This window comes from Xanthomonas sp. LMG 12459 (genome assembly GCF_009192905.1).
GTDB lineage: Bacteria > Pseudomonadota > Gammaproteobacteria > Xanthomonadales > Xanthomonadaceae > Xanthomonas_A > Xanthomonas_A sontii.
Genome location: NZ_NSGT01000001.1, coordinates 86,432 through 106,940, shown reverse-complemented (window position 1 = coordinate 106,940; position 20,509 = coordinate 86,432). Strand labels below are relative to the sequence as shown.

Genomic DNA, 20,509 nt, shown 5'->3' with positions numbered 1-20,509 from the left:
AGCGCTTCGCGCGTCGGACCCTCACCCCAACCCCTCTCCCGGCGGGAGAGGGGCTTTAGCTTCTCCCTTCTCCCATCGGGAGAAGGTGCCCCGCAGGGGCGGATGAGGGTACGGGCGAAGCCTCGTGCAGTTGGATCAGCGCAGCGCTTCGCGCCGGACCCTCACCCCAACCCCTCTCCCGGCGGGAGAGGGGCTTTAGCTTCTCCCTTCTCCCACCGGGAGAAGGTGCCCCGCAGGGGCGGATGAGGGTACGGGCGCAGCCTCGTGCAGTTGGATCAGCGCAACGCTTCGCTTGCCGCACCCTCACCCTCACCCTCACCCCAACCCCTCTCCCGATGGGAGAGGGGCTTTGAGCTTCTCCCTTCTCCCACCGGGAGAAGGTGCCCCGCAGGGGCGGATGAGGGTACGGCACCACGCATCGCCACATAGCGCGCACACCACGCCAGCACAGCACACGAATTTACGCAGCTTTTATTCGAACCCACCTGCGCTTTGCAACGAAGATATTCGGCGATTCCTATACTTTCCGCGCTGACGACGGGGATGCTCGCGTGGAATCGATGGCTGCAATCTTGAGCGTGTCGCAGGCCGCACCGATCGCCTGCAGGCGCCGCGTGCCGCAGACGCAACGGCATGCCGTCCGCGTCCGCGTGGCGGCCATGCCGCGTGCGCCGCGACACCACCATGGCTGCCGCAGCGCGCTGCAGCATCCGCCGCCACACGGCCGCGCGCGTTCGCTGCACGCGCGTTGACGACATAACGCCGCCGCCACCGCGGCGCTGCATTCCAACTCCCTCCCCGCGATGCGCCACCCGGCGCATCGCCTGCGATGGCGCGCGCGCGTGAGGCGGTGCGCCGTCGTTGCCTCCCTCCACCCAACGAAGGACGGCTCGTTGCGAGCCGACGTCGCGATGTCCATGAAGCTCCATCCCTTGTTCCTGTCCCTGGCCGTGCTGTGCGCCGGCGATGCCGCCGCCGCGGGCCTGGCTGCGCCCGTGGCGGAGGCGATGCCGGCGTCGGACGCCGATACTGCGCCGCTGGCGCGCAGCGCCGATTGTTCCAATGGCTTCTTCTCGCGCCTGGCCTCGGCCTATCGCGAGGATGCGCAACCGGCCGATCCCGATGCGCCGACGCCGGCGCACCGCGGCCTGGCGTCGCCGTTCTCCTCGCCGCCGTTCCCGTCGGCCGAATGGCAGCTCGGCGCGGTGGACTACCCGGTCGGCGTGCCCAACGAGAACGCGCAGTACCCGGTCGAGAAGGCGCTGGCCTGCACGCGCGTGGGGCAGTGGATGCAGCGCAACCGCATCGAGCTGTACGGCTGGATCAATCCCTCGCTCAACGCCAGCACGTCCTCGCGCAGCAACTATCCGCTGTCCTACTCCACGCGGCCCAACCGCGGCGAGTTCAACCAGGCGCTGATCCGCCTGCAGCGCGTGCCGGACACGGTGCAGACCGACCATGTCGACTGGGGCTTCCACCTCGACGACCTGTACGGCTACGACTACCACTACACCACGATGAAGGGCGTCACCAGCGACCAGTTGCTGCATCATCCGCAGTCCAATAGCGCACTCAACGGCAAGATCTACGGCAACGATCCGATGATCGCGCACGTGGACCTGTACCTGCCATCGGTGGCGCAGGGCATGCTGGTCACGGTCGGCCGCTATCTGTCGCTGCCGGACATCGAGGCGCAGTTCTCGCCGAACAACTACCTGCTGACCCATTCGATCCTGTACACGGTCGACGCCTATACCAACATGGGCATCCTCACTACCACCAAGCTCAACGACCAGTGGACGCTGCAGCTCGGCGTGCACGGCGGCGACGATTCGGCGATCTGGGACGCGACCAGCCGCCTGAGCGCGCAGGCCTGCCTGCGCTGGGTCTCCAAGAGCAACGACGACATGCTGTATCCGTGCGTGGAGTCGTACAACAACGCCGCGCAGACCTACAACAACCTGCAGGAGTTCGTGCTCACCTGGGGCCACCGCTTCTCGCCGAAGGTGCACATGCTCACCGAGGCCTACCATATCTATGTGCGCGACCAGGCGCTGGCCACCGATCCGTCGCAGTCGCACGCGCCGACCGGACGCCCGGGCTATGCGCTGGGCGAGGCGCCGGACTTCCCGCTGGGGCGCAGCAGCGCCGACGCCATCGTCAACTACGTCAACATCCAGCTCGGCGCGTCGGACATGCTGGCGATCCGCAACGAGTTCGTGAACGATCATGAAGGCCAGCGCACCGGTTTCGCCACGCGCTATTCCAGCCACACCATCGGCCTCACCCACTGGGTGTCGCAGGACCTGGAGATCCGCCCGGAGCTGCGCTACGAGCACGCCTACGATTTCCCCGCCTACGACGGCGGGCGCCGCAACCATCAGGCGACGGCGCTGATCGACGCGATCCTGCATTACTGAGGTCGTCGCGCGCTGCCGTGCAGGCGGCGGCGCGGCGCCGGCAGACGTGGCGCACGCGCCTGCGTCGCGCGGTTTTACGCAGAATTTATGCGTGCCGCGCGCCTTCGCCACGGAGAGTTTATGGCGGCGGCTTCGATAATGCCGGCCTGGGCCAGAAGGCCTGTCCGACCCGGCGTGCGTGGCCATGTTGCGCTTCCCTTCTGCCTCCGTGCGCAGGCCGCGTCCGGCGGTGTTCCCACGCGATTGCGGCCTGCCGTGCGGCGGGCCGTCCCTTTGTTTCGGAGTTGAGACCATGAGCGGTTGGCTTTCGTTCGTTTGCGGCGTGGCGGTGATCGTCGCGGCCGGTTACCTGCTGTACGTGATCCTGCGCCCCGAAGATTTCTGAGCCGAGTGCCACTTCCATGATCGATACATTGCTTGTCTATGCGCTCGCGCTGCTGCTGGGATGGCCGCTGGGCCTGTACCTGGCCAAGGTGATGCGGGGGGCGCCGATGCGCGGCGACGCGCTGTTCGGCTGGATCGAACGCCCGCTGTACCGCCTGCTCGGCACCGACCCGGCGCGCGGCATGCACTGGCGCGCCTATGCCGGCGCGTTCCTGGCCAGCAACCTGGTACTGGGCGTGCTGGTGTTCGTGCTGTTCGTGACCCAGGCCTGGCTGCCGTTCAATCCGGATGCGGTGCCCAACATGCGCTGGGACGTGGCCTTGCACACCATGGTCTCGTTTCTGACCAACACCAATCAGCAGCACTACTCGGGCCAGGCGCAGCTGTCGTACCTGTCGCAAGCGGTGGGCGTGGTCGGCCTGCAGTTCATCACGCCGATGATGGGCCTGGCGCTGGTGGCGGCGACGCTGCGCGGCCTGTTCGGTGGGCGTGGCCAGGATGCGGCGCGCAAGGCGGCCGCGAGTGGCGGCGAGACGGCGCAGGAGGTCGACCTCGGCAACTACTGGGCCGACGTGATCCGTCCGACCCTGCGCTTCCTGCTGCCGCTGTGCCTGCTGTGGACGCTGCTGCTGACCCAGCAGGGCGTGCCTTCGACGCTGGCGGCCGGTCCGGTCGCCACGCCGCTGGACGCCAGCGCCGGCCAGCAGACACAGAAGATCCCGCTCGGCCCGGTCGCGGCGATGGTGGCGATCAAACAGCTCGGCACCAACGGCGGCGGCTGGTACGGCCCCAACAGCGCGATGGCGCTGGAAAATCCCACGCCGTTCTCCAACCTGCTGGAGATGTTGGGCATCGTGCTGATCCCGGTGGCGGTGGCGTTCATGGTCGGCCCGTTCACCGGGCGCCGCAAGTTCACTGCGCTGGTGTTCGGCAGCATGCTGGTGATGTCGCTGGCGTCCACCGCGGTGTCGCTGTGGGCCGAAGGCCACGCGCCCGGCAGTGCCGCGCTGATGGAGGGCAAGGAGGTGCGCTTCGGCGTCGATGCCTCGGCGGCCTGGTCGTCGCTGACCACGCAGACCTCCAACGGCTCGGTCAACGCCATGCACGATTCGCTGGCGCCGCTGACCGGTGGCGTGGCGATGATCAACATGCTGATCAACGCGATCTGGGGCGGTATCGGTTGCGGCCTGCAGCAGTTCCTGGTGTACCTGCTGCTGAGCGTGTTCCTGGCCGGCCTGATGACCGGGCGCACCCCGGAACTGTTCGGACGCAAGATCGAGGCACCGGAAGTGCGCCTGCTGGCGCTGCTGATCCTGCTGCAGCCGCTGGTGCTGCTCGGCTTCACCGCGGTCACCCTGGCGCTGCCGGCCTCGATCTCGGCGACTTCCAATCCGGGCTTCCACGGCATCAGCCAGGTGTTCTACGAGTACACCTCGGCGTTCGCCAACAACGGCTCCGGTTTCGAGGGGCTGGGCGACGGCATTCCATGGTGGAACCTGAGCTGCACCGTGGTGCTGCTGCTGGGCCGCTATCCGGCGCTGATCGTGCCGCTGATCGTGGCCGCGCAACTGGCGCGCAAGCGGGTGGCGCCGGAAACCGGCGGCAGCCTGCAGGTGGAAACCCCGACCTTCGCGCTGACCCTGATCGCGGTCATCGCGATCCTGACCGTTCTGCAATTCACGCCGGCTTTGGTGTTGGGACCGATCGCCGATCACCTGACCCTGGCCGCGCACTGAGACGACGACGATGAGCACCCCGCTTCCTTCTACTTCCGTGGCTTCTTCGCCGGCGCGCCGGCCTGGGCTGTTCGATGCCGCGGCGCTGCGCGCAGCCTTGCGCGACAGCGTGCTGAAGCTGTCGCCGCGGCACCTGCTGGGCAGCCCGGTGATGGCCGTGGTGTTCGCCGGCACGCTGCTGTCGGCGCTGATCACCGTGTCCGGCCAGGGCCCGGCCGGCTTCGGCTGGGCGGTGACCGCGATCCTGCTGGTCACCGTGCTGTTCGGCAACTTCGCCGAGGCGGTGGCCGAGGCGCGCGGCCGCGGCCAGGCTGCGTCGCTGCGGCGCGCACGCAAGGATCTGGTGGCGCGCCGGGTCGCCAGCGCACGGCTGGACGGCGAAACCAGCGTGCCCGCCGCCGAACTGCGCCCGGGCGACCTGGTGGTGGTCTCGGCCGGCGAGCTGATCCCGGCCGATGGCGAGATCGTGCACGGCCTGGCCACGATCAACGAAGCTGCGGTCACCGGCGAATCGGCGCCGGTGCTGCGCGAGGCCGGCACCGACCGCTCCGGCGTCATCGGCGGCACCAAGGTGCTGTCCGACGAGATCCTGGTGAAGGTCACCGCCGAGCCGGGCCACAGCTTCCTGGACCGGATGATCGCGCTGGTGGAAGGCGCCAACCGGCAGAAGACGCCGAACGAGATCGCGCTGACCATGCTGCTGGCGGCGATGACCCTGACCTTCCTGATCGTGGTCGCCTCGCTGCCGGCGATCGCCGGCTTCGTCGGCGTGCACGTGGATCCGCTGCTGCTGATCGCGCTGCTGGTGTGCCTGATCCCGACCACCATCGGCGGGTTGCTGCCGGCGATCGGCATCGCCGGCATGAACCGCGCGCTGTCGGCCAACGTGCTGGCCAAGTCGGGCAAGGCGGTGGAAGTGGCCGGCGACGTCGACGTGCTGCTGCTGGACAAGACCGGCACCATCACCCACGGCGACCGCCAGGCCACCGTGTTCCATGCGCTGAGCGGCGTGGACGTGGCGCAGCTGCGCGAGGCGGCGATGCTGTCGTCGCTGGCCGACCCGACCCCGGAAGGCAAGTCGATCGTGCGCCTGGCGCGCGAGCAGGGCCTGCCGCCGGCCGATCCGGCGGGCGCCGAGTTCGTCGCCTTCACCGCGCAGACCCGCATGTCCGGCGTCGACCTCCCGGCCAACGGCATGCAGCCGCCGCGGTCGATCCGCAAGGGCGCCGCCGATGCGTTGATCCGCCACGTCACCGCGCTGGGCGGGCAGGTGCCGGCGGAGCTGAAGAGCCGCGTCGAGCAGGTCGCGCGCAGCGGCGCCACGCCGCTGGTGGTGGCCGAGGGCCGGCACGTGCTGGGCGTGGTCGAGCTGTCGGACGTGGTCAAGCACGGCGTGCGCGAGAAGTTCGCGCGGCTGCGCGCGATGGGCGTCAAGACGGTGATGATCACCGGCGACAACCCGCTGACCGCCGCGGCCATCGCCGCCGAGGCCGGCGTCGACGACTACATCGCCGAGGCCACGCCCGAGGACAAGCTGGCGCGCATCCGCCAGGAGCAGGCCGGCGGACGCCTGGTGGCGATGGTCGGCGACGGCACCAACGACGCGCCGGCGCTGGCCCAGGCCGACGTCGGCCTGGCGATGAACTCCGGCACTCAGGCGGCCAAGGAGGCCGGCAACATGGTCGATCTGGATTCGGATCCGGCCAAGCTGCTGGCGGTGGTGGAAGTGGGCAAGCAGCAGCTGATCACCCGCGGCGCGCTGACCACCTTCTCGCTGGCCAACGACGTGTCCAAGTACTTCGCGATCCTGCCGGCGCTGTTCGCCGCCTCGATCCCGCAGATGGCCGCGCTGAACGTGATGCGCCTGTCCAGCCCGACCAACGCGGTGCTCGCCGCGCTGATCTTCAATGCGCTGGTGATCCCGGCACTGATCCCGCTGGCGCTGCGCGGCGTGCGCTTCACCCCGTCCTCGGCGACCTCGCTGCTGCGCCGGAACATGCTGATCTACGGTGTGGGCGGCGTGCTGCTGCCGTTCGTCGGGATCAAGGCCATCGACCTGCTGCTGGTGGCGCTGGGCTGACCCCAGCGCCGATTCTCACGCTCCTTCGGAATTACCTCCATGACCGTGTCTTCCGTTTCCCTTCGCGAACCGATGCGCTGGCGCGCGGTGCTGGTGTTGCCGCTGCTGGTGCTCGCGTCCGCGGCGCTGTACTCGTTGCTGGCCACCGTGCTGGCCGGCGCGCTGTTCCCCGAGCAGGCCAACGGCAGCCTGCGCAGCCACGATGGCCGCGTGGTCGGCTCGGCGCTGGTGGCGCAGCCGTTCGCCGCCGCCGGCTATTTCCAGCCGCGTCCGTCCGGCGCGAAGTACGACCCGATGTCGGCGGCCGGCAGCAACCAGGCGCGCAGCAACCCCGACCTGCGCAAGCGCCTGGACGCCACCCGCCAGGCGGTGGCCGCGCGCGAAGGCATCGACCCGGCGCAGGTGCCGGACGATCTGATCACCCAGTCCGGCAGCGGCATGGACCCGGACATCAGTGTGGAAGCGGCGCACATCCAAGTGGCGCGCGTCGCCGCGGCGCGCGGCCTGCCGCCGCAGACCGTCGCCGCCTTGGTCGCCGCGCAGACCCAGCCGCGCCAGTTCGGCGTGCTGGGGGAGCCGCGGGTGAACGTGCTGGCGCTGAATCTGGCCTTGGACGCGGCTGGGAATGGGGAAACGGGAATCGGGAATGGGAAGGAGCAAAAGCAGTAGGGCGGATGGCCCGAGGCTGTACGCTTCGCGAATCCCCAATTCCGAATCCCCAATCCCGGCCCTTCAATGCCCGACCCCCGCACCCAACAGGCCGACGCCCTGATCGGCGAACTGCAGCGCGAGCGCGGCGGGCGCCTGACCGTGTTCCTCGGCGCGGCGCCGGGGGTCGGCAAGACCTACGCGATGCTGTCGCGTGCGCGGCAGTTGCAGCAGCAGGGCAGCAACCTGGTGGTCGGCGTGGTCGAGACCCACGGCCGCGCCGAGACCGCGGCGCTGCTGGAGGGTCTCACCGTGCAGCCGCGGCGGCGGCTGGAGTACCGCGGCCGCACCCTGGACGAGATGGACCTGGATGCGCTGCTGGCGCTGCGCCCGCCGCTGGTGCTGGTGGACGAGTTGGCCCATCGCAACGCGCCGGGCAGCCGCCACGAGCGGCGCTGGCAGGACGTACAGGAACTGCTCGACGCCGGCATCGACGTCTACAGCACGGTCAACATCCAGCACCTGGAAAGCCTCAACGACGTGGTCCACCGCATCACCGGCGTGCGCGTCAGCGAGACCGTGCCCGATGCGATCTTCGACCGCCTGCGCGACATCGTGCTGGTCGACCTGCCGCCACGTGAACTGATCGAGCGCCTGCAGCAGGGCAAGGTCTACCTGCCCGAGCAGGCCGGGCAGGCGCTGCAGGCCTTCTTCTCGCCGTCGAACCTGGCCGCGCTGCGCGAGCTGGCGATGCAGACCGCCGCCGACCGCGTCGACAACGATCTGCGCGACGTGCAGGCCGCGCAGGGCCGCACCAGCGTGGCGCTGCGGCGCACGGTGATGGTGGCGATCGACGGGCGCGGCCAGTCCGACTACCTGGTGCGCGTAGCGCGGCGCCTGGCCGAGCGCCGCGGCGCGCCGTGGACGGTGGTCACCGTGCAGACCCAGGCGCAGCCGGATGCCGACTGGCAACTGGAGATCGACCGCGCCTTCGCGCTGGCGCGCCGGCTGGGCGGCGAGGCCGCGCTGCTGCACGGCGCCAACGTCGCCGATGCCTTGCTCGACCATGCCGCGCGCAGCGGCGTGTCCACGCTGGTGCTGGGCCGCACCCGCGAGCGCCCGCTGGCGCGCATGATCAACCGCACGCTGACCCAGCAGCTGCTGCAACGCGGCGCGCACTACGAACTGGTGATCATCAGTTCGCCGGAAGCGCGCGCGCGGGCGCGGCGGCGCTGGCGCAGCCCCGCGCACTGGCTGTCGCGCGACGACCTGCTGTTCGCCACGGTGGCCTCGGCGCTGGCGGTGGTGGTCGCCTGGATCGCCGAAAGTTGGGTCGGCATCGACGACCTGTCGATGGTGTTCATTGTCGCGGTGGTGATGGTGGCATCGAAGACGCGGATGACCGCGGCGGTGCTGGCGGCGCTGCTGAGCTTCTTCAGCTACAACTTCTTCTTCATCGAACCGCGCTTCACCTTCCAGATCGGCGCGCGCCAGGGCGTGGTCACGGTGCTGCTGTTCCTGGTCGCCGCCCTGGTCGCCGGGCGCCTGGCCTCGCGCCTGCGCATGCAGGTGCTGGCGCTGCGCGCGGTCAACGCGCAGACCACCGCGCTGCAGCGGCTGGGCCGCGAACTGACCAGCGCTGCCGACCTCGGCCAGGTGTTGGAGGCCGGGCGCCGCGCGCTCGCCGGCACGCTCGACGCCGAGGCCTGGCTGCGCCTGCAGCCGCTGGAGCGCGCGCATGACGGCGCCGACGACTACGCGCCGACGATGGCCGCGGTGGACCGCAGCGCCGCCGACTGGGCGCAGCGCCACGGCCAGGCCACCGGTCGCTTCACCGATACGCTGGCCGGCGCGAGCTGGTGGTTCCTGCCGGTGCGCCACGAGCGCGGCACCATCGGCGTGGTCGGCTTGCGCTTCGGCGCCGGCGTGCAGCGCCCGGGCCTGGAGCAGCAGCGCCTGGCCGAGGCGATGGTGGAGGACATCGGCCAGGCCGCGCTGCGCACGCGGCTGGTCGCCGACCTGGAGAGCGCCCGTGTCAGCGGCGAGACCGAGCGGCTGCGCTCGGCCCTGCTGTCCTCGGTCTCGCACGACCTGCGCTCGCCGCTGGCGGCGATGATCGGCGCGGCCAGCAGCCTGTCCAGCTACGGCAAGGCGATGGACGCGGAGGACCGCCGCAGCCTGCTCGACACCATCCAGATGGAAGGCGAACGCCTGGACCGCTACATCCAGAACCTGCTGGACATGACCCGGCTCGGTCACACCGGGCTGACATTGAACCGCGACTGGATCGGCGTGGACGAACTGATCGGCTCGGCCGCGCGGCGCCTGCAGCGCTACCAGCCGCAGGTGCGCCTGGACATCGCCCTGGCCGCCGAGCTGCCGACGCTGTGGGTGCACCCGGCGCTGGTCGAGCAGGCGATCTTCAACGTGCTGGAGAACGCGGCCAAGTTCTCGCCGGCGGATGCGGCGATCCGGGTGGCCGCGGGCATGGTCGAGGGCCGCCTGCGCATCGACATCAGCGACCGCGGCCCGGGCATTCCCGAGGACGAGCGCGCGCGCATCTTCGACATGTTCTACAGCGTCGAGCGCGGCGACCGCGGCCGCCATGGCACCGGCCTGGGCCTGACCATCTGCCAGGGCATGATCGGCGCGCACGGTGGCAGCGTCGAGGCATTGCCGGGCCCCGATGGCCGCGGCACCACGATCCGCATTACCCTGCCGCTCATCGAACCCGCCGCGCCGCCGTCCCGCCCCGATGCCGACTGAGTCCCACGCCGATCCGATTCCGCCGCCGCGCGTGCTGGTCATCGACGACGAGCCGCAGATCCGCCGGTTCCTCGACATCAGCCTGCGCGCGCAGGGTTACCGCGTGCTGCAGGCCGACACCGGCGCCGCCGGCCTGGCGCAACTGGCCGCGCACGGCGCCGAACTGGTGGTGCTGGACATCGGCCTGCCCGACCAGGATGGGCACAGCGTGCTGCGCGAACTGCGGCAATGGTCGTCGGTGCCGGTGATCATGCTGACCGTGCGCGCCGGCGAGGACGAGAAGGTGCAGGCGCTGGACGCCGGCGCCAACGACTACGTGACCAAGCCGTTCGGCGTGCAGGAACTGATGGCGCGCATCCGCGTGCTGCTGCGCATGCAGCCGGTGGCCGGCGAGGCCGAGCCGGTGTTCGACGACGGCCACCTGCACATCCACCTGGGGCTTCGCGAAGTGCGTCTTGAAGGCGAAGCGTTGCCGCTCAGTCGCAAGGAGTACGCGCTGCTCGCCCTGCTGCTGCGACACAGCGGCCGCGTGGTGACGCAGCCGCAACTGCTGCGCGAACTATGGGGCCCCACCCACCAGGACGACACCCACTACCTGCGCATCCTGGTCGGCAAGCTGCGGCAGAAACTCGGCGACAGCGCCGTGGCCCCGCGTTACATCGCCACCGAGCCGGGCGTGGGGCTGCGTTTCATCGGCGTGAACGAACGCTGTAGCTGATTCAAGCGAGTGGACGCATCGATCACGCATGGTCGGCACCGGACGTACTCGCTGTGGAAACGGGGTTTGATCCTGGTCTGGTCCGAGTAGGCCGTCTTGCTCGCCATGCGCGTCGTAGCGACGCGCCGAAGGCGCCGTCTTGTGCAAGCGGGTGGATTTGAATAAATTCCGCGGCATCGTAGGAGCCGGGCCGGACACATGCATGTTAGGGCCATGAGTTGCTGGACGCGAGCCATCCCCGTTGTGCGGCGCCACGGGCATCGATGGCGATGGTTGAGCATCTCGATGTCTTGCCTGATCTTTGCGGCGTGCACCCGCGATGCCCAGCTAGATCGCGCTCGCAGCGTGGCGCCAGCCGTATCCGCCTCAGAGAGCAAGGAGAGTCCGATGGAACGCATCAAGCGGGTGGTGGATCGTCTGGTCGATACGCGATTCGACGACATTGCAGCAATCAACGCACAGCTACAGACTAGCCTCGGTGCCGTACAGGCGGGGGATGGTTTCGACGTGCGCACCAGCGACAGTGGCTCGCTTGGCGGGATACCCGTCAGCGACATTGAATTGCGTAGCGCGAAAGACGATGCGTCGCATGCCACGTTGCTGCTGCGTTTCCCTTTGCCGGGAGTGCCGCTTGAAAGCGCGCCATGGCCGAACGCGACGTTGTATCCGCCTCGGCCCGATGCAGTCGATTCGGCAGCTTACTGGTCCGTTGACGCCGCACCGGACACCCGCGTGATCCTGGGTCTTTCTGCCGACGAGAAGCATCTGATCCAGATGACGATTCGGAAGAACTAAGAACTGTATGCCTTTGGCAAAGGAGTTGCAGCATGGTCGAGTCGATGTCGGAACCCGGCGCTTCGCAGGCGTCGCCAAATTCCTCTCCGCCGCGCCCGGCTACACCGCTGCAGGATCCTTCGCTGCAGTCATTCCTGGAGGAGTCGCCGACGTTGCGAAGCGGATTGGCGCAGTTGCGTCACGACCGCATCGAGGTGATCTGGGGAAGGGCAGGAGGTGGAACCTATGTGGATCCTGGTCGTGCCATCGTCATCGATGAAAACGCGATGGGACATGGTGGGCGAATCGCAAGGTCGATTTCTCACGAAATAGGCCATCATCGATTTACCGAGATACCCGATAAGTCGTCGCGGGAGACCTATGTCGCCAGCATGCTGCGTGGCGAGGCCGCTGCGACGTTGAGCAATGCCAAGGTCAGACAGGAAATCCTCGCTCGTGGTGGAGCCGATATCGGCATCTCCGGCAGTGGAGATCGGCCTAGACAGTACGCGGCAATCGCGGATCAGTACCTGGCCGGTCGGCTAGGGCGGGATGCCGCGCTCAACCAGATCGGTCAGGTGTTCAAGACGGAACAGCCATCGGTCAGTCCCCATTCGACCTATGAGCAATACTACGGTGACTATTACGATCGGGCCATCGCTCCCACGCTGCGTCGACCCGGCACGCCGCAGCCTTCCGAGGTCGACGCGGTTCCGCAAGGACATGCCGTCTATTCCATGTATTCGACCTTGCGTGAGCGGTTTCCGGCGTCTGTCTCCGATGCGCACGTGCTGCACGCGTCGGTCCTGGCAAAGGCCGAAGGGATTCGCGAGAACGATGCGCAGGTCTTCATGAAGGACGATCAGGCATGGGTGGCCGCATCGTTTCCGCCTGGGACCCGCGTCCAAATCGACTTGGGCGCGGCTGCGCCTTCGATGTCCGACGCCTTGCAACAAGCCGCACAACAGGACGGGCAGCATCAGGACGCCGCGATCCATGCCCAAGCGCCGAATGTGCCATCACGCTGAAGTGGCGTTTGGGGAGTCCCTCATCCCGGCGGCAACACCTTACCCGGATTGAGGATCCCATCCGGATCCAGTGCGCGCTTGATCGCGCGCATCGCATCCAGCGTGGCCGCGTCGAAGGCCTGGTCCATGTAGTCGCGCTTGGCCACGCCGATGCCGTGTTCGCCGGACAGCGTGCCTTCCAGCGACAGCACCAGTGCGAACAGTCGCGGCAGCGCCGCCTGCGCGCGCGCGGTTTCGGCGGCGTCGTCGGGCGCGTACATGATGTTGACGTGCAGGTTGCCGTTGCCGGCATGGCCGAAGGCCACGATCGGCAGGTCGAACTCGGCGGCCAGCGCTTCCACGCCGGCCACCAGCTCAGGGATGCGCGACACCGGCACCACCACGTCTTCGTTGATCTTGCCCGGGCGGATCGTGCGCAGCGCCGGCGACAGTGCGCGGCGCGCGGCCCACAGGCGGTCGCGCGCGCTGCCGTCGGCGGCCACGTCCAGCGTCAGCAGGCCCTCGCCCTCGGCTGCCGCACCCAACGCCTGCAGCGTGTAGGGCAGGGTGTCGTGGTCGCCGTCGGCCTCGATCAGCAGCATCGCGCCGGCCTCGGGCACGTCGCTGCCATTGCGGCGCAGCAGCGCGATCGCGCTGCGGTCCATGAACTCGAGCATGGTCGGCGTGCTCGGCTGCGCCATCAGCCGCGACACCGCCGCCGCGGCGGCGGCGGCGTCGCGGTACAGCGCGCGCAGGCCGGCCTGCGCCAGCGGCCGCGGCGACAGCTTCAGCGTCGCTTCCACGATCAGCGCCAGGGTGCCTTCGCTGCCGACCAGCAGGTGGGTCAGGTCGTAGCCGGTGGCGTCCTTGGTGTAGGCGCCGCCACAGCGGATCAGCTCGCCGCTGCCGGTCACCGCGACCAGGCCGAGCACGTTGTCGCGGGTGGCGCCGTACTTCACCGCGCGCGGTCCGCCGGCATTGGTCGACAGGTTGCCGCCGACGCTGCAGATCTCCGCACTGGACGGGTCCGGCGGCCAGAACAGCCCGTGCGGCGCCAGCGCCTGCTGCAGGTCGCCGTTGAGCACGCCGGGTTCGACCACCGCGCAGCGGTCGGCCGGGCGCAGCTGCACGATGCGGTTCATGCGCGCGAACGACAGCACCACGCCGCCGGAGAACGGTACCGCGGCGCCGGCGGTGCCGGTGCCGGCGCCGCGCGCCACCAGCGGCACGCGGTGCGCACGGCAGGCGCGCACGATCGCCTGCACCTGCTCATGGGTCTGCGGCAGCGCCACCGCATCGGCCAGCGCCCAGCGCCGCGAATCGTCCTCGCCATAGCTGCGGCGGCTGTCGGCATCGGTGCGCCAGCCTTCGGTGCCGAGCAGGGCGGAAAGGGTGTCGGTGAGCGCGGTGGGCAAGGCGGTGGTCATGGCGAAGGTGGCGACGACGAAGTGGAGGGCGAGGGCGGCTGCAGCAGTTTCCAGGTGAGCACCGCCAGCGCCAGCGGCAGCCACACCCAGCGTAGTTCGGACCACAGCGTGGCCATGCCGCGCGCGCTGAAGAAACCGTTGGCGAACGGCGAGACCCGGATCGGCCGCCATGGCGCGAACCAGCGCTGTTCGCTCCACGGCCACCCCAGGGCCACGCCGAGGCCGCCGGAGGTCATCGCATCGAGCAGCGGATGCGAGGCGGTGCAGACGAACAGCCAGACGGCCGCCTGCAGCGCGCCGGCGCGCAGGGGCCGGTGCAGCAGCGCGCCGAGCGCGCCCAGTGCCGCGGCGAACAACAGCGAGTGGCTGGCGCCGCGATGGCCGAAGGCGTCGGCGTAGGGGATGTGCAGGGCGAAGCCGAGCACGTCGGCGTCGGGCAGCATCGCCGCGACGATGCCGGCGCCGAGCAGGCGCGTGGAGATGCGCCTGCGATCGGCGGCGGCCCAGAGCGCCAGCGGCACCGCGGCGTGGGTGAAGACGCTGGGCACCTCAGCAATCCTCGGCGCGGAAGGCGTCGCGCAGCCAGGTCAGCCGCGGCGGATCGCCCTCGGCCTCGACCACGTCGAAGCGGCACGGCCAGTTGGCGTACTGCGGATGCGCGGCCAGGAACAGCTGCGCCGCCAGCAGCAGGCGGCGGCGCTTGCGCCGATCGACCGAGGCCGCGCCGCCGCCGAACGCGGCGCTGCGCCGGTAGCGTACTTCGACGAACACCAGGCTCTGCGCCTGCTGCATCACCAGATCCAGCTCACCGCCGCGGAAGGCGACGTTGGCGGCGATCAGGCGCAGGCCGGCGCGCTCCAGTTCGGCGCGCGCCGCCGCTTCCACCGCGTTGCCGCGTCGGCGCCGCTCAGTTTCCATCGGGCAGCGGGGTCGGGCGCCCGCCGCTGAAGGTGGACCAGGCCGGGGTGCGCACGATGTTGCCGAAGCCGTCCAGGTGCAGCACGCCGGTGGCGCCGCGCAGGCCGCTGTCCTTGCCGGTCGCCAGCTTCTCCAGATACGCGGTGATCTGCCAGGCGTCGTAGCCGAACGCGAACAGGCGCCCGGCCGGGCCACGCGCGGTCGGCAGCATGTCGGCCACGCTGGCCGCCGCCGGCAGGCCGCCGACGCCGCGCACGTTCCACAGTTCGCTCGGGTAGACGATGCCGTCCAGCACCAGGTCGTCCTCGGGCTTGCCGGTGCCCAGCACCAACTGCGAGGTCGCCACCCGGGTCTTGCCGGCGAAACCGGCCAGCGCCAGTTGCGGCGCCAGCGCGCGGGCGGTGTTGCCCTTCACCGCCAGCAGCACCGAGTCGGCGGCGCCGGCGTTGCGCAGTTGCGCGCCGATGTCGCCCGGGGTGTCGGCCACGCTGACGCTGCCGGCGACCTTGCCGCCGCGCTCGCTGAAGCGGTCGCGGAACGCGGCCACCGCACGGCGGCCGGTGTCGTCGTTGCTGCCGATCACCAGCGTATTGCGGCGTTCGTGCGCCAGCAGGTACTCGGCGGCGGCGATGCCGTCGTCTTCCGGCGCCAGCGAGAAGCCGGCGCTGCCGCCCGGCGGCGCGTGGGTGCCGCGGTTCAGCGCCAGCACCGGCACCGGCAACGCGTCGCGCCCGAACAGCGCGGTGACCTCGTCGCGGCCGAGCGGGCCGACCACGAAATCGGCGCCGCCGTCGACCGCCTTCTGATAGGCGGCCAGCGCCCCGGCCGGGGTGCCGGTGGTGTCAATGAAGTCGATCGCAGGACGCCGCCGGGTTTCGCCGTAGTAGCCGGCAAGCAGACCGTCGCGCACCGGCGCGGCCGCGGTGGCCAGGCTGCCGCTCAGCGGCAGCAGCACCGCCAGCTTGGCCGGTGGGCGATAGCCGTCGCGTTCGGCCGGCGGCCGCTTGCTGGTGTCGAAGCCCCACTGCTCGCCGCGGTCGAACGGACGCGGCAGCGCCAGGCCGCGGCTCAGCAGCGCGCGGCCGACGAAGTTGTACAGCGGGTCGCCGGCCGGCAGCGCGGCGGCGCGCGCCTGCAGGGTGGCATCGTTGAGCGTGGCCAGCTGGCGCACGATGGCGCGCTGGTTGTCGCTGCGCGCCTGGCCGCTGAGGCCGTTGTCGGCGCGGGCGCGCTCGTCCAGCGCCGCGGTGGCGTCGCCGGTGCCTTCCAGCGCCTGTGCACGGGCCAGATGCCAGCGCGCGCGCAGGTTCTGCGGCACCGCCTGCGGATCGCTGCCCAGCGCTTGCAGCGCCTTGGCCGGCTGGCGGTCGGCCAGGGCCAGCTCGGCCTCGACCAGCGCCACCCGCACCTTGCTCAGCGGCGGCAACTGCCGCGGCTGCACCTGCGCCAGCAGGCTGCGCGCGCGGGCGGTATCGCCGGCCTCGTACCAGGCGAAGGCGGCGTCGCCCAGCAACTGGTTGCGGGCGCTGCCGGTGGCGCCGGCGGCCTGCGCCTCGAGCTGCTGCGCCGCGTCCTTCGGCTTGCCCTGGTCCAGCAGCGCCAGCGCCGCCGATTGGGCCGGCGAAGCGCTCGGCGTCACGCTGGTGGTGGCGCAGCCGGCGACGAGCAGCGCCAGCAGCGACAGGGCGGAAATCCTTGCGAATCGCTTGTTCATTTCTGATCCATTCGGCTGGGCACGCCGGGCGCGCCGGGGAAAACCGCTACGATTCTACCCTTGACCATGGAAAGCCCGTAGATGAGCGCCCAGCCCGGAACCCTGCATGTCGTCGCCACGCCGATCGGTAACCTCGCCGACCTGACGCCGCGCGCCCAGGAGACGCTGCGCTCGGTGGCGGCGATCTGCGCCGAGGACACCCGCCGCAGCGGCCAGCTGCTGGCTCACTTCGGCATCGAGCGGCCGCTGCTGGCGCTGCACGAACACAACGAGGAGGCGCTGTCCCAGCGCATCGTCGCGCGCCTGCTGGAGGGGCAGTCGCTGGCCCTGGTCAGCGACGCCGGCACCCCGCTGGTGAGCGACCCCGGCTACCGCCTGGTGCGCGCGGCACGCGCGGCCGGCGTCCGGGTCAGCCCGGTGCCCGGCGCCTGCGCGGCGATCGCCGCGCTCAGCGTGGCCGGCCTGCCCAGCGACCGCTTCGCCTTCGAGGGCTTCCTGCCGGCCAAGGCCTCGGCGCGCCGCGAGCGCCTGGCGCGGTTGGCCGGCGAGCCGCGCACCCTGGTGTTCTACGAAGCCTCGCACCGCATCGCCGAGTCCTTGGCCGACTGCCGCGCCGCCTTCGGCGATGCCCGCCCGGCCGTGATGGCGCGCGAACTGACCAAGCTGTTCGAGACCGTGCTCGACGGCACCCTGGCCGACCTGCACGCGCGGGTCGAGGCCGACGACAACCAGCGCAAGGGCGAGTTCGTGCTGATGGTGCAGGGCGCCGGCGACGACGCCGACGCGCAACTGGCCGAAGGCCGCCGTGTCTACGCCAAGCTCAGCGAACATCTGCCGCCGTCCACCGCCGCCAAGCTGGCCGCCGAACTGACCGGTGCGTCGCGCAAGGCGCTTTACGGCGGTTGAGGGGGCGATAACGCCCTGCGGCAATGCGATCGCCGGCCAGTCGTCTTTGGCGACTGCGTTCTCAGGCGACTTTCGAATAATCAAACCCTGCCTGTTCGGCCTCCCACCCCAGCATCGCCAAGCCAATGCTCTTGGGGACGGGCTTTTCGCCGCTGCGGTAGTAGGCGAGCATGCGCCGGCTCAAGCCCAATGCTTCGGCGGCTGAATCCAACGTCATGTCGTGGCGATGCATCCAGGCGATGATCTGCTGGTGGGAATAGTCACCGGCTTGCTCGATCGCGAGTGCGCGCAGGTTGTCGCTGGCGAGCGCCAACTCGTCGTTGCCGTCGAAGATGACGCCGCGCTGCCATTCGTCGAGCGAGACCTTATGGAAAACGTGTGGCAGCCGTGCCTTTTTCAGGGAAGGATGCGAGGCCAGGACCTCGCTGAGGTCGACAGTGCAAGTGAAGCCGTCGGCAAAGGTCAGTGCAAGTTCGCGCGCCGCGACTGCCTTCACCTTGGTAATGACGAATTGAGGTTGGTTCATGGATTCAATTCCTGCCATCGGGCGATGAGGGTGGCTTTGTTCGCCGCGGCCCATTCAAGCGCGGCGCTCAATTCGCGTCGGCTCAGGCGGCCGGACAGAACTGCCAGGGTGTCGATGACGATCAGCGCTTCCCGACCATCTCGGGTACGCACATGGAAGTGAGGCGGCAGATGGTCAGCCGCATACATCGTGACAACGCTGTTGGCGAAACGGACGATCGTCGGCATGTGCGGAACATAGTGCAATGATTGCACTTTCGCAAGGAGGGTCCTGTTCGCAACGGGGCGGAGGCCAGAAGGGGGGCATCAACGCCTGGCGCTCCGCGCCCTCAGTGAAGGTTTGGAGTTTTCGGCGTTCTGAAAAAAGTGGCGGAGCCGGCCGATAAGCCGGGTTCTGTCGTGGACAGTCATTCTTCTAGGCGCACCGTCACCGGTACGCTCAAGCAACCTACCCGGACCCGACGCGGGCCGCGCCATGAGGTCCCTATTTGGTCTTGCTCCAGGTGGGGTTTGCCGTGCCGGTCCGTTACCGGACTCGCGGTGCGCTCTTACCGCACCATTTCACCCTTACCGGCCTGCTTGCGCAGACGTAGGCGGTATCTTTCTGTTGCACTGGTCCGTCGGCTCGCGCCGCCCAGGCGTTACCTGGCACCTTGCCCTATGGAGCCCGGACTTTCCTCGGCATCCCGCCGCACCGAAATGCGATGGGATGACGCGACTGTCTGGCCGGCTCCGCCGCGGGCATTGTCGCATGTTAAGACGGGACCTGGGATTCGGGATTTTCCGCGAGTGCAGGTTTCGATTGCACTGTGGGAGGGACTTCAGTCCCGACGGGCTCTACCGGTAAAGCCCGTCGGGACTGAAGTCCCTCCCACAAAAATCGCCGCTTTAGGTCGCTGACAGCGATTTCGCGCCTGACCCCATACTTCCCGAATCCAGGGTCACGAGTCCTGGTTCTCCAGCCGCGTCTCCCCCTGAAACACTCCGTCCGGGCCGAACCGGCGCTCATGGATCCAGCCGTGGCCGGCGGCGTCCACGGCGACGATGGTGCTGGCGCGGGTGCCGTAGTCACTGCCGCGGATGAAGGCTGGCGACAGCCGCCGTTCCAGGTCCGGGCCGACCCCGGTGTCGGGCAGGTCGGCCGGGTCGGCCAGGGTCTCGTCGGCCAGCGCCCGCCACAGCGGCGCCAGGTCGTCGTCGCCGGCGGCGATCCAGGCGGTCACGGCCGCGCGCAGGCGCAGGGTCTTGGGCCAGGGCGCGTCGAGCGCGCCGTTGGACATGCCGTGCACGCCCGGTTCCAGGGCGCTGCGGCCGGGCGGGTGGTTGCCCACGTAGGCGGCGCCGGCGGCATCGGCCAGCAGCAGGTTGAATGGCGGATAGGTGTCGGCGCGCGCCGCCAGCGCGTCGGCGAAGGCCGCGGCCGGCTGTTCGCCGCTCAGGTAGTCGGCGATCAGGGCGCCGCGCGAGGCGCCGGACATCGACGCCAGCGGGTCGCGCACGTTGGTGACCACGGCGCAGCGGCCGGCGGCGTCCAGCCCCACCCAGGTGCCGCCGGAGCGCAGGTCGCGCCCGGCCAGCAGGCGCTGCGCCGGGGCCGGCCAGCGCTGCAGCGGCGCGGTCGGGCGGGCGTGGAATTCGTCGCGGTTGCCGACCAGCAGCAAGCGCCATCGCGGGTGCGCAGCGTGCGCGAGAACGACCAGACACATGCCCGGCAGTGTGCGCGCTTGCGCAACGCGAGGCGAGCCCGGGCGCGATGTCGACGGCCGGTGATGATGGCCTTAACGCCGCGTACACAGGCCTGAATTTCCGTTCAATCTCAAAATTTGAGACGAAACAGTAACTTGTGGATAAGCCTTGAACAAGTCTCTAAAGATCGTTGCAAACCATTGATCCCGCTAGCGATTTACCGCTCGCAAAGTTGTTGACAACCCGTTGCGCGCTGCTAAGGTGGGCACTTGAGGGGAAACCGGGTTTTTTGTGGTTTTTCGTGGTTCAATGACCGCCCAGGCGGATTCGGAAAGGTGCAGGCGTCGTGTTTCAGGGCGAGACCGCAATCACTGTGGACGACAAGGGGCGTATGGCGGTTCCCACCGCGTACCGCGACCTCGTCGCGCGCGTGAGCGGCAATCGGCTGGTGCTGACCTACAACCCGTTCGAGGCCGGCTGCCTGTGGCTGTATGCGGAGAAGGAGTGGGAGCGGGTCCGTGACGACGTCATGGCCAAGCCCAACACCCAGCGCGTGGTGCGGGTCCTGCAGCAGAAGCTGGTGGGTTCGTCGGCCGCGCTGGAGCTGGATGCCAACGCCCGCATCACCATTCCGCCGAGCCATCGCGCCGCGGTGGGCATTGAAAAGCGCGCCGTGCTGTTGGGCATGGGCGACAAGTTCGAACTGTGGAGCGAGCAGGCTCATCGCGCACTGATCCAGCAGACGTTGTCTGACGAGGATCTGGGCGATGGATTGCTCGATCTGAAGTTGTGAGTCGGGG

At 69.5% G+C, this 20,509-nt stretch carries 18 protein-coding genes and 1 other RNA gene; 11 read left to right on the top strand and 8 right to left on the bottom strand.

The window, feature by feature from the left end:
• The first annotated feature begins 911 nt into the window (after window positions 1–911).
• The 9 genes from CEK65_RS00440 to CEK65_RS21075 all read left to right on the top strand — a co-directional run bounded on the left by CEK65_RS00440 (window position 912) and on the right by CEK65_RS21075 (window position 12,554).
• Complete coding sequence (locus tag CEK65_RS00440) at window positions 912–2,420, top strand: outer membrane beta-barrel protein (RefSeq protein ID WP_152180399.1); 1,509 nt, start codon at window positions 912–914, stop codon at window positions 2,418–2,420.
• A gap of 292 nt (window positions 2,421–2,712) precedes the next feature.
• Window positions 2,713–2,805, top strand: coding sequence for a potassium-transporting ATPase subunit F (locus CEK65_RS00435; RefSeq protein ID WP_010341961.1), 93 nt, complete (start codon window positions 2,713–2,715; stop codon window positions 2,803–2,805).
• Window positions 2,806–2,821: 16 nt separating this feature from the next.
• Window positions 2,822–4,540, top strand: coding sequence for a potassium-transporting ATPase subunit KdpA (gene kdpA / locus CEK65_RS00430; protein ID WP_152180398.1), 1,719 nt, complete (start codon window positions 2,822–2,824; stop codon window positions 4,538–4,540).
• Window positions 4,541–4,550: 10 nt separating this feature from the next.
• Entirely contained in the window at window positions 4,551–6,620 is a 2,070-nt protein-coding gene (gene kdpB / locus CEK65_RS00425; protein WP_152180397.1) for a potassium-transporting ATPase subunit KdpB, read from the top strand.
• A gap of 72 nt (window positions 6,621–6,692) precedes the next feature.
• Window positions 6,693–7,289: a potassium-transporting ATPase subunit KdpC gene (kdpC, locus tag CEK65_RS00420; RefSeq protein WP_226980423.1), complete on the top strand. Its 597-nt coding sequence runs from the start codon at window positions 6,693–6,695 to the stop codon at window positions 7,287–7,289.
• Between the two features lie 66 nt (window positions 7,290–7,355).
• A complete protein-coding gene (locus tag CEK65_RS00415; protein ID WP_043093192.1) occupies window positions 7,356–10,034 on the top strand; it encodes a sensor histidine kinase KdpD in 2,679 nt (892 codons plus the stop codon).
• Window positions 10,024–10,752, top strand: coding sequence for a response regulator (locus CEK65_RS00410; protein ID WP_152180395.1), 729 nt, complete (start codon window positions 10,024–10,026; stop codon window positions 10,750–10,752). The genes CEK65_RS00415 and CEK65_RS00410 overlap by 11 nt, the downstream gene beginning before the upstream one ends.
• 387 nt (window positions 10,753–11,139) lie before the next feature.
• On the top strand, window positions 11,140–11,547 hold the full coding sequence (locus CEK65_RS00405; protein ID WP_152180394.1) for a hypothetical protein: 408 nt from the start codon (window positions 11,140–11,142) through the stop codon (window positions 11,545–11,547).
• A gap of 32 nt (window positions 11,548–11,579) precedes the next feature.
• Entirely contained in the window at window positions 11,580–12,554 is a 975-nt protein-coding gene (locus CEK65_RS21075) for a hypothetical protein (protein WP_226980418.1), read from the top strand.
• Between the two features lie 20 nt (window positions 12,555–12,574).
• On the opposite strand, the gene CEK65_RS00395 is transcribed toward CEK65_RS21075, so the two are convergent.
• The 4 genes from CEK65_RS00395 to CEK65_RS00380 are packed head-to-tail and all read right to left on the bottom strand — an operon-like array spanning window position 12,575 to window position 16,592.
• Complete coding sequence (locus tag CEK65_RS00395) at window positions 12,575–13,960, bottom strand: FAD-linked oxidase C-terminal domain-containing protein (RefSeq protein WP_152180393.1); 1,386 nt, start codon at window positions 13,958–13,960, stop codon at window positions 12,575–12,577.
• Window positions 13,957–14,508 (bottom strand): metal-dependent hydrolase, encoded by a 552-nt coding sequence (locus CEK65_RS00390; RefSeq protein WP_152180392.1) that lies wholly within the window; start codon window positions 14,506–14,508, stop codon window positions 13,957–13,959. The genes CEK65_RS00395 and CEK65_RS00390 overlap by 4 nt, the downstream gene beginning before the upstream one ends.
• A 1-nt stretch (window position 14,509) precedes the next feature.
• On the bottom strand, window positions 14,510–14,878 hold the full coding sequence (locus CEK65_RS00385; RefSeq protein WP_152180391.1) for a YraN family protein: 369 nt from the start codon (window positions 14,876–14,878) through the stop codon (window positions 14,510–14,512).
• On the bottom strand, window positions 14,868–16,592 hold the full coding sequence (locus CEK65_RS00380; protein WP_152180390.1) for a penicillin-binding protein activator: 1,725 nt from the start codon (window positions 16,590–16,592) through the stop codon (window positions 14,868–14,870). The genes CEK65_RS00385 and CEK65_RS00380 overlap by 11 nt, the downstream gene beginning before the upstream one ends.
• Before the next feature lie 81 nt (window positions 16,593–16,673).
• Between CEK65_RS00380 and rsmI the strand changes: the two genes are divergently transcribed.
• Window positions 16,674–17,498 carry a 16S rRNA (cytidine(1402)-2'-O)-methyltransferase gene (gene rsmI, locus CEK65_RS00375; RefSeq protein WP_017914495.1) on the top strand — a complete coding sequence of 275 codons (825 nt, stop codon included), beginning with the start codon at window positions 16,674–16,676 and terminating at the stop codon, window positions 17,496–17,498.
• 61 nt (window positions 17,499–17,559) lie between these two features.
• On the opposite strand, the gene CEK65_RS00370 is transcribed toward rsmI, so the two are convergent.
• The 4 genes from CEK65_RS00370 to CEK65_RS00355 form a co-directional block, all read right to left on the bottom strand.
• Window positions 17,560–18,024, bottom strand: coding sequence for a DUF2442 domain-containing protein (locus CEK65_RS00370; protein WP_017911117.1), 465 nt, complete (start codon window positions 18,022–18,024; stop codon window positions 17,560–17,562).
• Window positions 18,021–18,251: a DUF4160 domain-containing protein gene (locus CEK65_RS00365; protein WP_017914496.1), complete on the bottom strand. Its 231-nt coding sequence runs from the start codon at window positions 18,249–18,251 to the stop codon at window positions 18,021–18,023. The genes CEK65_RS00370 and CEK65_RS00365 overlap by 4 nt, the downstream gene beginning before the upstream one ends.
• Before the next feature lie 139 nt (window positions 18,252–18,390).
• An RNA gene (gene rnpB, locus CEK65_RS00360) (RNase P RNA component class A) lies at window positions 18,391–18,757 on the bottom strand.
• Window positions 18,758–18,964: 207 nt separating this feature from the next.
• Window positions 18,965–19,729 (bottom strand): NRDE family protein, encoded by a 765-nt coding sequence (locus tag CEK65_RS00355; RefSeq protein ID WP_152180389.1) that lies wholly within the window; start codon window positions 19,727–19,729, stop codon window positions 18,965–18,967.
• A gap of 326 nt (window positions 19,730–20,055) precedes the next feature.
• Here CEK65_RS00355 and mraZ point away from each other — a divergent pair, with 326 nt between their 5' ends.
• Window positions 20,056–20,502, top strand: coding sequence for a division/cell wall cluster transcriptional repressor MraZ (mraZ, locus tag CEK65_RS00350; protein ID WP_026144304.1), 447 nt, complete (start codon window positions 20,056–20,058; stop codon window positions 20,500–20,502).
• Window positions 20,503–20,509: the final 7 nt, after the last annotated feature.

What these genes read in the sequence shown, in the direction of transcription:
- CEK65_RS00440 (WP_152180399.1), top strand. Translation starts at nt 912, where the DNA reads ATGTCCATGAAGCTCCATCCCTTGTTCCTGTCCCTGGCCGTGCTGTGC.
- CEK65_RS00435 (WP_010341961.1), top strand. Translation starts at nt 2,713, where the DNA reads ATGAGCGGTTGGCTTTCGTTCGTTTGCGGCGTGGCGGTGATCGTCGCG.
- kdpA (WP_152180398.1), top strand. Translation starts at nt 2,822, where the DNA reads ATGATCGATACATTGCTTGTCTATGCGCTCGCGCTGCTGCTGGGATGG.
- kdpB (WP_152180397.1), top strand. Translation starts at nt 4,551, where the DNA reads ATGAGCACCCCGCTTCCTTCTACTTCCGTGGCTTCTTCGCCGGCGCGC.
- kdpC (WP_226980423.1), top strand. Translation starts at nt 6,693, where the DNA reads ATGCGCTGGCGCGCGGTGCTGGTGTTGCCGCTGCTGGTGCTCGCGTCC.
- CEK65_RS00415 (WP_043093192.1), top strand. Translation starts at nt 7,356, where the DNA reads ATGCCCGACCCCCGCACCCAACAGGCCGACGCCCTGATCGGCGAACTG.
- CEK65_RS00410 (WP_152180395.1), top strand. Translation starts at nt 10,024, where the DNA reads ATGCCGACTGAGTCCCACGCCGATCCGATTCCGCCGCCGCGCGTGCTG.
- CEK65_RS00405 (WP_152180394.1), top strand. Translation starts at nt 11,140, where the DNA reads ATGGAACGCATCAAGCGGGTGGTGGATCGTCTGGTCGATACGCGATTC.
- CEK65_RS21075 (WP_226980418.1), top strand. Translation starts at nt 11,580, where the DNA reads ATGGTCGAGTCGATGTCGGAACCCGGCGCTTCGCAGGCGTCGCCAAAT.
- CEK65_RS00395 (WP_152180393.1), bottom strand. Translation starts at nt 13,960, where the DNA reads ATGACCACCGCCTTGCCCACCGCGCTCACCGACACCCTTTCCGCCCTG.
- CEK65_RS00385 (WP_152180391.1), bottom strand. Translation starts at nt 14,878, where the DNA reads ATGGAAACTGAGCGGCGCCGACGCGGCAACGCGGTGGAAGCGGCGGCG.
- CEK65_RS00380 (WP_152180390.1), bottom strand. Translation starts at nt 16,592, where the DNA reads ATGAACAAGCGATTCGCAAGGATTTCCGCCCTGTCGCTGCTGGCGCTG.
- rsmI (WP_017914495.1), top strand. Translation starts at nt 16,674, where the DNA reads ATGAGCGCCCAGCCCGGAACCCTGCATGTCGTCGCCACGCCGATCGGT.
- CEK65_RS00370 (WP_017911117.1), bottom strand. Translation starts at nt 18,024, where the DNA reads ATGAACCAACCTCAATTCGTCATTACCAAGGTGAAGGCAGTCGCGGCG.
- CEK65_RS00365 (WP_017914496.1), bottom strand. Translation starts at nt 18,251, where the DNA reads ATGCCGACGATCGTCCGTTTCGCCAACAGCGTTGTCACGATGTATGCG.
- CEK65_RS00355 (WP_152180389.1), bottom strand. Translation starts at nt 19,729, where the DNA reads ATGTGTCTGGTCGTTCTCGCGCACGCTGCGCACCCGCGATGGCGCTTG.